Raw genomic sequence first — 15219 nt, 5'->3', positions numbered from 1 at the left:
TCAGCCTTGCGCTGCCGCCGTCGCAACATAAGCTGACATCATGCGCCCGACCATCCTCGATCCCTTGTTTGTCCCGATCACGTCGCTTGCAGGCGTCGGACCGAAAGTCGGCGCGCTGATCGAGAAGGTTGTTCCGGCCGATCTCGGCGACCGCGCGGCGCGTGCCGGCGATCTTCTGTTCGTGCTGCCGCACACCGTCATCGACCGGCGCAGTCGGCCTGGTATCGCGGGATCCGCGGAAGGCCAGATCGTCACGCTCGATGTGCGCATCGACCGCCACCAGCCGCCACCGCGTGGCAATAGGTCGGTGCCCTACCGGGTCTTCGCCCATGACGATACCGGAGAGATCGCGCTGACCTTCTTCCATGCTCACGCCTCCTATCTCGAAAAGGCGTTGCCCGAGGGCGAGCATGTCGTGGTCTCGGGCCGCATGGAATGGTTCAACGGCCGCCCGAGCATGGTCCACCCCGACCATATTGCGCTGGCCAGCGAGGCGGAAAACCTGCCGCTGGTCGAACCGGTCTATCCCCTGACAGCCGGGCTCTCGGGCAAGGTGCTGCGCCGGGCGATCGGCCAGGCGCTGACGCGCGTGCCTGAATTTCCCGAATGGCAGGACGGCGCCTTCATGCGGCGGCACACCTTTGCGGCCTTTGGCGATGCGCTTGCCCGCATCCACAATCCGGCCGACCCGATTGACGTCTCCATCGATGGTGCCGCCTGGCGGCGGCTCGCCTATGACGAGTTGCTGGCGGGCCAGGTCTCGCTGGCGCTGGTGCGAGCGAAAGTCCGCAGGCTGTCCGGGCGACCCCTGGTCGGCGACGGCCGCATCGTCGAAAAACTGCGGGCCGCACTGCCCTATTCGCTGACATCAAGCCAGGAGTTTGCGCTGGCCGAAATCAATGCCGACCTCGCCGACCCAGAGCGCATGCTGCGGCTTCTGCAGGGCGATGTCGGTTCCGGCAAGACCGTCGTCGCGCTGCTGGCCATGGCGCGTGCCGTCGAGGCCGGCGGCCAGGCAGCCTTGATGGCACCGACCGAAATCCTGGCGCGCCAGCATCTTGCGACCATCACGCCGCTTGCCGCCAAGGTAGGGCTTCGCATCGCCATCCTCACCGGTCGCGAGAAGGGCCGCGAACGCGCGGATACGCTGGCCGGCCTGGCAACCGGCGAGATCGACATCGTCGTCGGCACCCACGCGCTGTTCCAGGAGACCGTCACCTTCAAAGACCTCGTCTTCGCCGTCATCGACGAGCAGCATCGTTTCGGCGTCCATCAGCGGCTTGCCATCACCGCCAAGGGCGACGCGCCAGACATGTTGGTGATGACGGCCACTCCTATCCCGCGCACCCTGGTGCTGACCGCTTTCGGTGACATGGACGTGTCGAAACTGACGGAAAAACCGGCCGGCCGCCAGCCGATCCGTACCGTTACGCTGCCGCTCGAGCGGCTCGACGAACTGGTCGCCCGCATGGTGGACGCCGTCGCCGGCGGCCAGAAGATCTACTGGATCTGTCCGCTGGTCGAGGAATCCGAAGAGATCAAACTGATGTCGGCCGAAGACCGCTTCGCCTCGCTGAAACCATTGTTCGGCGATCGCATCGGTCTCGTTCACGGCCGTATGAAGGGTGCAGAGAAGGACGAGGCGATGCGCGCCTTCAAGCAGGGCGAGACACGCATCCTGATCGCCACCACCGTCATCGAGGTCGGCGTCGACGTGCCGGACGCCACCGTCATGGTCATCGAGCATGCAGAGCGCTTCGGCCTTGCCCAACTGCACCAGCTTCGCGGCCGGGTCGGACGCGGTGACAAGCCTTCCTCATGCGTGCTGCTCTACAAGGACCCGCTCGGCGAGACCGCAAAACGCCGGCTGTCGGTGATGCGCGAGACCGAGGATGGGTTCCTGATCGCCGAGGAGGACCTGAAGCTGCGCGGCGAAGGCGAATTGCTTGGCACCCGCCAGTCGGGCACGCCGGGCTTCCAGGTGGCTCGCATCGAGGCGCATGCCGACCTTCTGGAGGCCGCCCGCGACGATGCTAGGCTGATCCTGTCACGCGATCCGGAGCTGCAATCGCAGCGTGGTGAGGCGTTGCGCCTGCTGCTTTACTTGTTCGGTCGCGACGAAGCCGTGCGGCTTCTGCGCGCCGGCTGAGCCAGGGCGGCAACCGAAGGGTTGGCGAGCATCCCTTCGATCGGCTCGCCATTCACGACAACCATTTGCTTTACTTCGGGCGCCACCAGACCGGCGGAGACGATCAGCTTGGCGCCATCCTCGATCGTCATGTCGAGCGGCACGATGTCCGACTTCGGCACATACATCAGGAAGCCCGTGGTCGGGTTTGGCGTGCACGGCATGAATACGGCGATCAGCGGATCGCCTTCCTGGTCGAGCTTCTGGTTGATCTCGGTTTCCTTTTCACTGGCGACGAACACCAGCGACCACACGCCCTTGCGCGGATATTCGACCAGCCCGACCTGGCGGAACATGTCACCCTTGTTCGACAGCACGGTCTCGAAAATCTGTTTCAGCGAGCCGTAGATGCCGCGTACCAGCGGCATGCGGCCAAGCAGGCGCTCGCCGAAATTGACGATGGCGCGGCCGACGATGTTTGCCGTCAGGAAACCGATCAGCGTGATCAGGATAAGCGCCACGATCAGTCCGAACCCCGGCACCGGAAACGACAGGTAGGTGTCAGGGCTGTAGCGGGCCGGAATATAAGGCTTCACCCAGGAATCGACCCAGCCGATGAACGACCAGGCAATGTAGGCGGTGATCGCCAAGGGCGCGCAGACGATGAAGCCCGTGAGGAAATAGTTCCTCAGCCGGGTCATGCCGGAGGTCTTGGGAGCATCGGACATGGTTCACCGGAGCGCGGGTTGCAGCGCAACATTAGTGAACCGGACGAAGCTTTGGAACTGCGAAGTTTTTAAAGAGCCGATTATGCCGCTACTTCCAACGGCTCAATCTTCTCGAGCTCCGGCGCCAGCTTTCTGGCTTCGGTTTCAAGCTCATAGGCCTGTTGAAAATTCATCCAGAATTCGGGCGTGGTGTTGAAAAATCTGGCGAGGCGAAGAGCGGTATCGGGAGTCAGGCCGATCTCTTCTTTGGCAATGCGTTCGATACGGGTGCGCGGAAGGTTGAGCTTTTTCGCCAGCGCGCCTGCACTCATGCCGAGCGGGACGAGATATTCTTCACGCAGGAATTCTCCAGGATGAACTGGACGTGCGAACTTCGATGCCATTCGGCCCAACCTCCGGTCTGGAAGGCAAAACCTATTCCACCGTCACCGATTTCGCCAGATTGCGTGGCTGATCGACGTCGGTGCCCATGAACACGGCGGTGAAATAGGCCAGCATCTGTATCGGCAGCGCATAGATGATCGGCGAGATGATTTCGGGCACATCCGGCAGCACGATTGTTTCCATCGTCTTCACGCTCACCTGCGCTGCGCCCTTGCTGTCGGTGATCAGGATGATCTTGCCGCCGCGCGCCGCCACCTCCTGCATGTTGGAAACGGTTTTCTCGAAGATCCGGTCATGCGGCGCGATGACGATGACCGGCATGTTCTCGTCGATCAGCGCGATCGGCCCATGCTTCAGTTCGCCGGCTGCATAGCCTTCGGCGTGGATGTAGGAGATTTCCTTGAGTTTCAACGCGCCTTCCATGGCCAGCGGGAAGTTGGTGTCGCGGCCGAGATAGAGCACGTCCTTGTAGCGCGAGAGTTCGCGCGCGATCCGCTCGATCTGCTCTTCAAGCTTGAGCACCTGGTTGGCGTAGCGCGGCGCTTCCGAAAGCGCGCGCACCAGGGTTTTCTCCTGTTCCTTCGAAATCATACCGCGCGCCACGCCGGCGCGCACCGCAAGCGCGGCCAGCACGGAAAGCTGGCAGGTGAAGGCCTTGGTCGAGGCGACGCCGATCTCGGGTCCGGCAAGTGTCGGCAGCACGACGTCGGATTCGCGCGCCATGGTCGATTCGCGCACATTGACGATCGCGCCGATCTTCATGCCGGCTTTGCGGCAATAACGCAGCGAGGCCAGCGTGTCGGCGGTCTCGCCCGATTGCGAGATGAAAAACGCGGCATCGTTCTTCGAGAGCGGCATTTCGCGGTAACGGAATTCGGAGGCGACATCGATGTCGACGGGCAGGCGCGCGTAGCGTTCGAACCAGTACTTGCCGATCAGGCCGGCCAGATACGCCGTGCCGCAGGCCGAGATCGCCAGCCGGTCGATCTTGGCGAAATCGAACGGCAGGTCGAGCGGCTTCGACACTCCGGAGACGAAATCGACATAATGCGCCAAGGTGTGCGAGATCACCTCGGGCTGCTCATGGATTTCCTTCTCCATGAAATGGCGCCGGTTGCCCTTGTCAACCATGAAGCTGGTCGACAGCGACTGCTGGCGTTTGCGCTCTACCTTTGTGCCGCCGATATCGAAGATCTCAACACCATTGCGGCGCACCACCGCCCAGTCGCCATCTTCGAGATAGGTGATCGAATTGGTGAACGGGGCGAGCGCGATGGCGTCGGAGCCCAGGAACATCTCGCCATCGCCATGGCCGACGGCCAAAGGCGGACCGTTGCGGGCGCCGACGATCAGGTCTTCATCGCCTTTGAACATGATCGCCAGCGCAAAGGCGCCTTCCAGCCGCTTCAGCGCCTGGTGCGCGGCTTCGACCGGATTCAGCCCCTTGGCGAGTTCGCGGGCCACCAGATGCGCCACGACCTCGGTGTCGGTCTGCGACGAAAAAGAATAGCCGTCGCGGACCAGTTCGTCGCGCAGTTCGGCGAAATTCTCGATGATGCCGTTGTGGACGATGGCGACGCCGTCGGAAAAATGCGGATGCGCATTGGTCTCGTTGGGCACGCCATGCGTCGCCCAGCGCGTGTGGCCGATGCCGATCGTGCCATCGAGCGGCTCGTCCTTGAGCCGGCGCTCCAGGTTGATCAGCTTGCCTTCGGCACGGCGGCGGGCGAGTTCACCACGCTCGATGGTCGCGACGCCGGCCGAATCATAGCCACGGTACTCCAACCGCTTCAGCGCATCGACGATGAGCGGCGCAACCTGCGAGTGGCCGACGATTCCAACGATACCGCACATGCAGAAAGCCCCCGATTCCCCGGAAAACCAGCGCTATTTAGGGATGGCCGGCCTGCCGTGGAAAGTCACATTGCATTTCGTCCCGTATAACGGAACGCTCATTCTGTCGATGCACCATGACAGGCCGCTCTTGCAATCCGGTTACTGCAATCGTTCGGTTTGCGGGCTGGTCTTACTTTTTCTTCGCCGCCGCCGCCGAAGCAAAGCGCTCGCGCAACTCCTTGCCCTTGCCTGGAATGGTCTTCTGGCGGGCGCGGCCGAAGGCCAGCGCGTCGTCGGGCACGCTTTCGGTGATCACGCTGCCTGAGGCGATGTAGCCGCCCTTGCCGATGGTGACAGGCGCCACCAGCGACGAATTGGAGCCGACAAAAGCGCCCTCGCCGATGTCGGTGAAGAATTTCGAATAGCCGTCATAATTGCAGGTAATGGTGCCGGCGCCGATATTGGCCCCAGCACCGACACGGGCGTCGCCGATATAGGTCAAATGGTTGACTTTGGCGCCCTCTTCGATAACCGCCTGCTTGACCTCGCAGAAATTGCCGACCTTGGCCTTGTTCCTGAGATCGGCGCCCGGCCGCAGCCGCGCGTACGGCCCGACATCGCAATTGGACGCAATGGTGGCGCCCTCGATATGGCTGAAGGCATGGACCTTGGCGCCCGTGGCAATCTTCACGCCCGGACCGAACCAGACATGGGGCTCGACGATCGTGTCAGTGCCGATCTCGGTGTCGTGCGAGAAATACACCGTCTCCGGCGCGATCAGCGTCACGCCCGACAGCATCGTCTCATGCCGCCGGCGCGCCTGCCAGATAGCTTCGGCTTGCGCCAGTTCGGCGCGGTTGTTGATGCCGAGTGCGCTTTCGAAACTGGCTTCGGTGGCCACGACATCGAGGCCTCGCGCACTGGCGATCTCGACAATGTCGGTGAGATAATACTCGCCCTTTGCATTTTTGTTGCCGACCCGATCGAGCAGCGCCAGCGTATGGGCGCCGGCCACCGCCATCATGCCGGCATTGCAGAAGGTTATTTTCCTCTCCTCCTCGGAGCAGTCCTTCTCCTCGCGGATGGCGGTCAGCTTGCCGTCCTTTTCGATCAACCGGCCATAACCAGTCGGACTGGGCGGGCGGAAGCCGATCACGACGACGGCAGCGCCTTCAGCCAGTTTCAGCCGCGCCATGGTCAGCGCATCTGCATCGATCAGCGGCGTGTCCCCGAACATGACCAGGATATCGTCATAACCCTTTGATATTGCATCGCGCGCGGCAAGCACGGCGTGCGCGGTGCCAAGACGCTTTTCCTGCACGAAAGTCTCGGCCTTGGGCGCGAACTTTGCCGCGGCCTTGCGCATCTCGTCGGCGCCATGGCCGATCACCAGCGCCTGGCTGCCGGCACCCGCCTCTTCCGCTGCCTTCACCACATGGGCGACCATCGGCAGGCCGGCGATCTGGTGCAGCACCTTCGGCAGCACGCTCTTCATGCGCGTGCCTTCGCCGGCGGCGAGGATGACGGACAGGCAGGATCTCTGGCTCATGGATGGGCAACCATATGAAAGGGTTGGGAATCAAGACAGGATAGCAGTGGGCCCATGCTTCACCAATGCGGTTAAATTCCGGTGAGATGGCGGAGCAGCTGACTCTTAATCAGCGGGTCTTAGGACAGAATTCGGCAGTCAGCACCCCTACAACAGGCCGTGTTTCCTGAATTCCGCCTGCTCGTCACCCGATATCCAGCCAAACACCTTCAGCTTGCCATCGCGCTTTTCGACGAGATAGGTGACCGCAAAGTCGATGGTCACGAGACTCCCATCCTTGCGTTCATAGTCACCGGACCAGTTTACCTCAGCCACGCAATGGTCCTGATCGATTGGCATCACCGAGACATCGACGCAGGTCATTCTCTTGCTGCCGAGGGCACGACAGGCCTCAAAACCCTTTGTCATAATGGCCTTCAACTGCTCGCCATTCTCGCCAACCATGACCGCCGCCGGCGTCACCGAGACAAAACCCGCCGAATACATGTCCGCGACGTCGTTGAGATCGACGGTGTCGGCGATCGCGTCATTGTAGATTTTCTCATAGGCCCTGAAGAATTTTCGCACATCGGCCTTGGCTACCATTCTCGCCTCCCGGCTCGAAAAAGTGTTGGTCAACGGCACTGCAAATGCGGGCTGGTGTGCATCGTTCCCGTGCGGGGGGGGGAGACTACCCCAGCCGCCCCAGCACTGGAAAATTCTCCAGCAGCCAATACGACACGGTCTGCACGCCACCAGTCAGAAAAAACACACCGGCGATCACCAGCAGCGCGCCGATGGCCTTTTCGACGCGGCCGAGATGGACGCGGAATTTGCCGAGGAAGCGCATGAAGGCGCCGGAAAACAGCGCGGCGATCAGGAAGGGGATGCCCAGCCCGAGCGAATAGGCGGCGAGCAGCAGCGCGCCCTCGCCCACCGTCTCGCGGCCGCCGGCCAGCGTCAGGATCGGTCCCAGAACCGGGCCGATGCAGGGCGTCCAGCCGAAGGCGAAAGCCAGCCCCATGACATAAGCCGCGACCGCACTTGCCGGCTTTCCCTGTGACTGGAAGCGCGCCTCGCGTGACAGCAGCGGAATGCGCAGGACGCCGAGGAAATTCAGGCCCATCAGGATGATCAGCACGCCTGCGCCCATGGCAAGCGGCTCCTGCCAGACGCGTAGCAGCCGGCCGATGGTCGAGGCGCCGGCGCCGAGCGCGACAAAGACGGTCGAGAAGCCGAGCACGAAGGCGATCGAAGAATAAATCAGCGCGCCGCGTGCGCCTTCACGCGCTGTCGCACCCGCATTGCCACGGAAATCGTCGACCGAGACGCCGGCCATATAACAGAGATAAGGCGGCACCAGCGGCAGCACGCAAGGCGACAGGAACGAAATCGCCCCAGCCCCGACCGCGCTGACGTAGCCGATGTCCAATGCCATTTCCAAGAACTCCAATGTCGTGACGCCGATATAGCGACGCGCAGCCTTGTCCACCAATCACCATTGTGTTGGCAAGATCATCCATTGCCCGACGCACTTGCCAGGAAGAAACGACAGCCCGCAGGCGTTGATGCTGTGAGGCCGCGATTTCCCGCGCGTCTCCAGATATCAGTCAGGAGATTTCCATGAAAACCATAACCGCAGGACTGGCAGCGCTTCTGCTCAGCACCGCCGCATCCTTCGCTGCCGACGCGTGGAAGGAAGCCGAGGTCAATGGCGCCAAGATCTACACCGACGCCAATGGCATGACGCTTTACACCTATGACAAGGACGAGAAGGGCAAGAGCAACTGCTACGACAAATGCGCCACCAACTGGCCGCCGCTGAAAGCCGAAGCCGGCGCCAAGGCGGATGACGAGTGGAGCGTCGTCGACCGCACCGACGGCACCAAGATGTGGGCCTATGACGGCAAGCCGGTCTACACCTTCATAAAGGACAAGAAGCCCGGCGATGTAACCGGCGACGGCGTCGGCGAAGTCTGGCATATCGTCAAGGCCGACTAAGCACGCCAGTCCCGCTGCTGGCGGGACAAGGGCTGGTCGCCGGGCATCTCCATGCCATCCGGCGGCCGGCATCGAACAGCCCGTTATAATGTCGCCCGTCCTGGTTTGGGCAGCATTTCAACGACTCGGCGGAAAAATGAATCGGGTCGTTTCCGCTGACTCAGACCCACCATCTGCCTTTCCCAAATTCTGTGATTTTCTCCATACACTCTAAGAGTGTATTGCTGCGGACCGGCCCGCAATTTGGGCGCTTCCCCTTGACCGGATGCAAAAGCGCGGCCATGTGAGCGACAAATAGAACGAGATTTCGTCGCGCGCAGCGGAATTCTTCTGCCGCACCACAGCTGATATGAGACCTCATGGACGTCGTCGTCGTCGAATCGCCGGCCAAGGCGAAGACAATCAACAAATACCTCGGCAAGAACTACAAGGTTCTGGCCTCGTTCGGCCATATCAGGGACTTGCCGGCCAAGGATGGCTCGGTGCGTCCGGATGAGGATTTCGCCATGTCCTGGGCGGTCGACACCGCCTCCGGCAAGCGCCTCGCCGACATCGCCAAGGCGGTCAAGGACGCCGACGGCCTGATCCTCGCCACCGATCCGGATCGCGAAGGCGAAGCGATTTCCTGGCATGTGCTGGAAGTTCTGAAGCAGAAGCGCGCGCTGAAGGACAAGCCGGTCAGCCGCGTCGTCTTCAACGCCATCACCAAATCGTCGGTGCTGGAAGCGATGGCCAATCCGCGCCAGATCGATGCGCCGCTGGTCGATGCCTATCTCGCCCGCCGGGCGCTGGATTATCTCGTCGGCTTCACGCTGTCGCCGGTGCTGTGGCGCAAACTGCCGGGCGCCCGTTCGGCCGGACGCGTCCAGTCGGTTGCGCTGCGTCTCGTCTGCGACCGCGAATCCGAGATCGAGCGCTTCATCCGCGAGGAATACTGGCAGATCGCTGCACTGCTGGGCACGCCGCGCAACGAGAATTTCGAAGCGCGGCTGACCGCCTTCGATCGCAAGAAGCTGCAAAAGCTCGACATTTCCAACAAGGCGCAGGCCGACGACATCAAGTCGATGCTCGAAGGCGCAACCTTCAAGGCGGTGTCGGTGGAAGCCAAGCCGACCAAGCGCAATCCCGGCCCACCCTTCACCACCTCGACGCTGCAGCAGGCCGCCTCGTCGGGCCTCGGCTTCTCGGCCAGCCGCACCATGCAGGTGGCGCAACGCCTCTATGAAGGCATGGAGATCGGCGGCGAGACCACCGGTCTGATCACCTATATGCGAACCGACGGCGTGCAGATGGCACCCGAGGCGATCGACGCCGCACGCGATGCCATTGCCAAGGAATTCGGTCCGAAATACCTGCCGGAAAAGCCGCGCCAATATACGGCCAAAGCCAAGAACGCCCAGGAAGCGCACGAAGCGATCCGCCCGACGGATTTCATGCGCACCCCGGCATCGGTCAGGCAATATCTCGATTCCGACCAGATGCGGCTCTATGAGCTGATCTGGAAGCGCGCCATCGCCAGCCAGATGCAGCCGGCCGAAATCGAGCGCACCACCGCCGAGATCGAGGCGGTCAATGGATCGCGCACCGCGGAGCTGCGTGCCATCGGTTCGGTCGTTCGGTTCGACGGTTTCATCGCCGCATACACCGACCAGAAGGACGACGATGCGGAAGACGAGGAAAATCGTCGCCTGCCCGAGATCCGTGCCGGCGAGCAGCTTGCCCGCCAGGCGATCAACGCCACCCAGCACACCACCGAGCCGCCGCCGCGTTACTCCGAAGCGTCGCTGATCAAGAAGCTGGAAGAGCTCGGCATCGGCCGGCCTTCTACCTATACGGCGATCCTGAAGATGCTCGAGGACCGCGACTATGTCACCATCGACAAGCGCCGGCTGGTGCCGCAGGCCAAGGGTCGGCTGCTGTCGGCTTTCCTCGAAAGCTTCTTCAAGCGCTATGTCGAGTACGACTTCACCGCGTCCCTCGAGGAAAAGCTCGACGAGATTTCCGACGGCAAGCTCGCCTGGAAGGACGTGCTGCGCGATTTCTGGAAGGATTTTTCCGGCGCAGTCGCCGACATCAAGGAACTGCGCGTCACCGACGTGCTGGATGCGCTGAATGAAGAGCTGGCGCCGCTGGTGTTCCCCGCGCGCGAGGACGGTTCGAACCCACGCATCTGTCCGAAATGCGGCACCGGCAATCTGTCGCTGAAGCTCGGCAAGTTCGGCGCCTTCGTCGGCTGCTCCAACTATCCCGAATGCTCCTTCACCCGCCAGCTCGGCGATGCCGCCAACCCCAATGGTGAGAATGGCGGCGGCGAAGACGGCACCAAGATTATCGGCAAGGATCCCTATACGTCAGAGGAAATCACGCTGCGCAGCGGCCGCTTCGGCCCCTATCTGCAACGCGGCGACGGCAAGGAAGCCAAGCGCTCCAGCCTGCCCAAGGGCTGGACGGCAGAGTCGATCGACCATGAACGGGCGCTGGCGCTGCTGTCATTGCCGCGCGATGTCGGCCAGCATCCGGAAACGGCCAAGATGATCTCGGCCGGGCTCGGCCGTTACGGCCCGTTCGTGCTGCATGACGGCACCTATGCCAATCTTGAAAGCATCGAGGACGTGTTCTCGATCGGCCTCAACCGCGCCGTGTCGGTGATCGCCGAGAAGCAGCTGAAGGGCAAGGGTGGCCGCAATGGCGGCACGGCCGCTGCGCTCAAGGAGCTCGGCGACCACCCCGATGGCGGCGGCAAGATCGTCGTGCGCGACGGCAAATACGGGCCTTACGTGAATTTCGGCAAGGTCAATGCTACGCTGCCCAAGGGCAAGGATCCCCAGTCGGTGACGATGGAGGATGCGCTGGCGCTGATTGCCGAGAAGGAAGCCAAGGGCGGCGGCGGCAAAAAGCCGTTCCGCAAGGCGGCCGCGGCCAAAGCTCCGGCAACCAAGAAAGTTGCCGCCAAGAAGCCGGCTGCGAAGAAGCCGGCCGCGAAGAAAAAAGGGTAGGACAGCGTGGCGCGCAAGATCACCGGCAGAACCCACGGCGATCCGCGCACCGCCGACACCAGGGCCAAGGTCAAGGACGACTATCGGCCGTCGCGTGACGAAATCCTGCGCTACATTGCCGAAAATCCGGATCGCGCCGGCAAGCGCGACATCGCCAAGGCGTTCGCGCTGCGCGGCGATGACCGCATCTGGCTGAAGGACATTTTGCGCGACCTGCAGGACGAAGGCGTCCTCACCAAGGAGCGCAAGGGGCTGGCCCGCGTCGGCGCCCTGCCCCATGTCACGGTCCTCGATATTTTCGACCGCGATGCCGATGGCGTGCTTTTGGCGCGCCCAACCGAACACACAGCCAATGGGCCGCCGCCGATCGTTTCCATCCGCCTGTCGCGCAGTGGCAGTGGACCGGCGCCCGGCATTGGCGACCGCGTGCTGGCCAAGACCTTTCCGGCCGACGACACGAACGTCGCCCTGGGCGGCCCCGCCTACACCGGGCGGGTGGTGAAGATTTTCGAAAAACGTACCGATGCCGTGCTCGGTATCTTTCGCATCCTGCAGGACGGCACCTTCCGCATCGAACCGGTGGAACGGCGCCAGCCCGAACTGATCGTCGACAAGGAATTCCAGAACGGCGCCAAGAATGGCGACCTGGTCGAGGTCGAGCCGGCGCGAGCCTCCCGTTTCGGCTTGCCGAGAGCCAAGGTGCTCAACGTGCTGGGCTCTCTAACCAGCGAAAAGGCGGTCTCTATGATCGCCATCCATGCGCACGACATTCCGCATATCTTCCCGGCCGACGTCATCGCAGAATCCGAAGCCGTCAAACCGGCGACGCTTGACCATCGCGAGGATTGGCGCGACCTGCCGCTGGTCACCATCGATCCGGCCGACGCCAAGGACCATGACGACGCCGTCTTCGCCACGCCGGATCTCGACGAGAAGAACCCCGGCGGCGTGGTTGCCACCGTGGCGATCGCCGACGTCGCCGCCTATGTGCGCTATGGCACTGCACTCGACCGCGAAGCGCTGAAGCGCGGCAACTCGGTCTATTTCCCGGATCGTGTCGTGCCGATGCTGCCCGAGCGCATCTCCAACGATCTCTGCTCGCTGCGCGAGGGCCAGGACCGGCCGGCATTGGCGGTGCGCATGATCTTTTCGGCCGAGGGCCGCAAGCTCAGGCACACCTTCCATCGCGTCATGATGAAGTCGGCGGCAAAGCTCGCCTACCAACAGGCTCAGGCGGCGATCGACGGCGCGCCGGACGACAAGACAGGCCCGATCCTCGAAACCGTGCTGAAGCCACTGTGGGACGCCTATGCGATCCTGAAGCGCGGCCGCGATGGCCGCCAGCCGCTCGAACTCGATCTGCCGGAGCGCAAGATCGTACTCAAGCCGGACGGCACCGTCGACCGCGTCATCGTGCCGGAGCGGCTCGATGCCCACAAGCTCATCGAAGAATTCATGATCCAGGCCAATGTCGCCGCGGCCGAGACGCTGGAGGCGAAGAAGCAGGAGCTGGTCTATCGCGTCCACGACGCGCCGTCGCTCGCCAAGCAGGAATCGCTGCGCGAGTTCCTGCAGACATTGGGCCTGTCACTGGCGCGCGGCGCGCAGATGCAGCCAAGCCAGTTCAACGGCATTTTGGAGCGCGTGCGCGGCGCCGACAATGAAGGCCTTGTCAACGAAGTGGTGCTGCGCTCGCAGAGCCAGGCCGAATACTCGCCAAAGAACATCGGCCATTTCGGTCTCAACCTCCGCCGCTACGCCCATTTCACCTCGCCGATCCGCCGCTATGCCGATTTGATCGTGCATCGCGGACTTATTGCCGCACTCGGACTGGGTCCGGGTGGGCTGACGCAGGACGAAGCGGCACGGCTCGAAGATGTCGCGGTGCTGATCTCCGGCACGGAACGCCGCGCAATGGCGGCCGAGCGGGACACGGTCGACCGTCTGATCGCCGCCTATCTCGCCGAACGCGTCGATGACCGCTTCGATGCCCGCATCTCCGGCGTCACCAAATCAGGACTATTTGTCCAATTGCCGCAGTACGGCGCGGATGGTTTCATCCCGGTGTCAACTCTGGGCGGCGATTACTATATATACGATGAAACGGCTCGCTCCCTGTTCGGAGAACGCTCTGGCAAAGGCTACCAACTCGCGGACCGCGTCGAGGTCCGGCTTATCGAGGTGGCGCCGATGGCCGGCGCAATGCGCTTCGAGATGTTGACCGACCCAAAGCCTCTGCCGGGCTCCAAGCGGTCGTTTCACAAGGCCAAGGGCCGCGCCCGCGCGTCGCAATCGCGACCGGGTTCGCGCGGCAGGAGACGATGATGACAACAGCCATGGAAGAACAGGTTTTCGGCGGAGAACATCACTCGGGCCGGGCCGCACGCCCGCTGTGGACGGCGATGAAGCGCGGCCTGCTCGGCCGCTGCCCGCATTGCGGCGAAGGCAAGCTGTTTCGCGCTTTTACCAAGACCGTCGACACATGCGGCGTCTGCGGCGAGGAATTGCATCACCACCGGGCCGACGACCTGCCGGCCTACCTCGTCATCGTCATCGTCGGCCACATCGTGCTGGGCGCCTTCATGGGCGTTGAGGCGACGTCGACTTTGTCCATATGGCAGCACATCGCCATCTGGGTGCCGCTGACCATCCTTTTGTCGGTTGCGCTGCTGCAGCCGGTCAAGGGTGCCGTCATCGGACTGCAATGGGCCTTCTATATGCACGGCTTCGGCGGGGAGCACGACGTGATCGAGCCGCATCCCGGAGCCTAGGCCGCAGCCAAGAATGCTGCCTGGCGCAACATACCGACCGTGAAAGGCCACTTTCGCTTGCCAGAAGTTTCCGCTAGGTCCTGCGCATGGACGGTATGACCAAGGCGGAAGTCGACAGGATCGAGCGGAGCATGATCGCTCATAGCGACCGGCCAATTCGCCCGCGCGACGCGGCAACCCTCATCCTGCTCGACCGCAAGGACGACGACGTACTGGTTCTGATGGGTCGCCGCCATGCCGGCCACGCCTTCATGCCGGGCAAGTTCGTCTTTCCCGGCGGCCGCACCGATCCGGCCGATAGCCGCATACCGGTCGTCGCCGCCCTGCACCCGGAGCAGGAAGCCAAGCTGATCGCCGGGCCGGGGCGCACAAGCGCCGCACGAGCCCGCGCCATCGCCCTGTCGGCCATCCGAGAGACCTATGAGGAAGCCGGGCTGCTGATCGGCCGCAAGGGTGCTTTCGCAACCCCCAGATCCGACTGGCAAGGCTTTGCCGAACACGGCGTGCAACCCTCTCTCGACATGCTGCGCTTCGTCGCGCGCGCCATCACGCCGCCCAACCGGGTGCGCCGCTTCGACACCCGCTTCTTCAGCGCCTGGCGTGACGACGTCGCGGTCGAACTGCCCGGTGGCGGTCCGACCAACGAACTGGAAGAGCTGGTCTGGCTGCCGCTTGCCAAGGCCAGGGAAGCCGACATACCCGACATCACCCGAATGATCCTGGACGAGTTGGAAAAGCGCCTCGCCCATGATCCACTGTTGCGTCCAGGCGGTCCCGTGCCCTTCTACCGGCTTGTCCGCAGCCGCTTCATCCGCGAACTTCTCTAGAGCAATTCCAGGAAAGTGTG

12 protein-coding genes are annotated in these 15219 nt (G+C 62.9%); 6 read left to right on the top strand and 6 right to left on the bottom strand.

The genetic code is table 11. The features are described 5' to 3' along the window. The first annotated feature begins 40 nt into the window (after positions 1-40). Positions 41-2149, top strand: a complete 2109-nt coding sequence (gene recG / locus AC0L2D_RS17300) for an ATP-dependent DNA helicase RecG (RefSeq protein ID WP_473541646.1) — start codon at positions 41-43, stop codon at positions 2147-2149. Here the strand turns inward: recG and AC0L2D_RS17295 are convergent. From AC0L2D_RS17295 to AC0L2D_RS17270, 6 genes are all read right to left on the bottom strand, one after another. Continuing rightward, positions 2101-2856 (bottom strand): DUF502 domain-containing protein, encoded by a 756-nt coding sequence (locus tag AC0L2D_RS17295; protein WP_024503567.1) that lies wholly within the window; start codon positions 2854-2856, stop codon positions 2101-2103. The genes recG and AC0L2D_RS17295 overlap by 49 nt on opposite strands. Positions 2857-2936: 80 nt before the next feature. Continuing rightward, complete coding sequence (locus tag AC0L2D_RS17290) at positions 2937-3239, bottom strand: HigA family addiction module antitoxin (protein WP_027161478.1); 303 nt, start codon at positions 3237-3239, stop codon at positions 2937-2939. A 31-nt stretch (positions 3240-3270) separates the two neighbouring features. After that, a complete protein-coding gene (gene glmS / locus AC0L2D_RS17285) occupies positions 3271-5094 on the bottom strand; it encodes a glutamine--fructose-6-phosphate transaminase (isomerizing) (protein WP_473541645.1) in 1824 nt (607 codons plus the stop codon). 172 nt (positions 5095-5266) lie between these two features. Then, positions 5267-6625 carry a bifunctional UDP-N-acetylglucosamine diphosphorylase/glucosamine-1-phosphate N-acetyltransferase GlmU gene (gene glmU / locus AC0L2D_RS17280; RefSeq protein WP_473541644.1) on the bottom strand — a complete coding sequence of 453 codons (1359 nt, stop codon included), beginning with the start codon at positions 6623-6625 and terminating at the stop codon, positions 5267-5269. A 147-nt stretch (positions 6626-6772) separates the two neighbouring features. After that, on the bottom strand, positions 6773-7210 hold the full coding sequence (locus tag AC0L2D_RS17275; protein WP_473541643.1) for a nuclear transport factor 2 family protein: 438 nt from the start codon (positions 7208-7210) through the stop codon (positions 6773-6775). 85 nt (positions 7211-7295) lie between these two features. Beyond that, on the bottom strand, positions 7296-8042 hold the full coding sequence (locus AC0L2D_RS17270; protein WP_013531914.1) for a cytochrome c biogenesis CcdA family protein: 747 nt from the start codon (positions 8040-8042) through the stop codon (positions 7296-7298). 185 nt (positions 8043-8227) lie between these two features. Here AC0L2D_RS17270 and AC0L2D_RS17265 point away from each other — a divergent pair, with 185 nt between their 5' ends. The 5 genes from AC0L2D_RS17265 (at position 8228) to AC0L2D_RS17245 (ending at position 15199) form a co-directional block, all read left to right on the top strand. Next, positions 8228-8605, top strand: coding sequence for a COG4315 family predicted lipoprotein (locus tag AC0L2D_RS17265; protein ID WP_024503571.1), 378 nt, complete (start codon positions 8228-8230; stop codon positions 8603-8605). Between the two features lie 359 nt (positions 8606-8964). Next, positions 8965-11601 (top strand): type I DNA topoisomerase, encoded by a 2637-nt coding sequence (topA, locus tag AC0L2D_RS17260; RefSeq protein ID WP_473541642.1) that lies wholly within the window; start codon positions 8965-8967, stop codon positions 11599-11601. A gap of 6 nt (positions 11602-11607) precedes the next feature. Next, positions 11608-13926 (top strand): ribonuclease R, encoded by a 2319-nt coding sequence (gene rnr, locus AC0L2D_RS17255; RefSeq protein WP_064995802.1) that lies wholly within the window; start codon positions 11608-11610, stop codon positions 13924-13926. 11 nt (positions 13927-13937) lie between these two features. Then, on the top strand, positions 13938-14372 hold the full coding sequence (locus AC0L2D_RS17250; protein ID WP_024503574.1) for a DUF983 domain-containing protein: 435 nt from the start codon (positions 13938-13940) through the stop codon (positions 14370-14372). Positions 14373-14458: 86 nt separating this feature from the next. After that, entirely contained in the window at positions 14459-15199 is a 741-nt protein-coding gene (locus AC0L2D_RS17245) for an NUDIX hydrolase (RefSeq protein ID WP_027161472.1), read from the top strand. Positions 15200-15219: the final 20 nt, after the last annotated feature.

The organism is Mesorhizobium sp. WSM4833, from assembly GCF_055811095.1.
The sequence above is the reverse complement of the archived record's forward strand: the minus strand, read 5'-3'. Positions and strand labels throughout refer to the sequence as shown.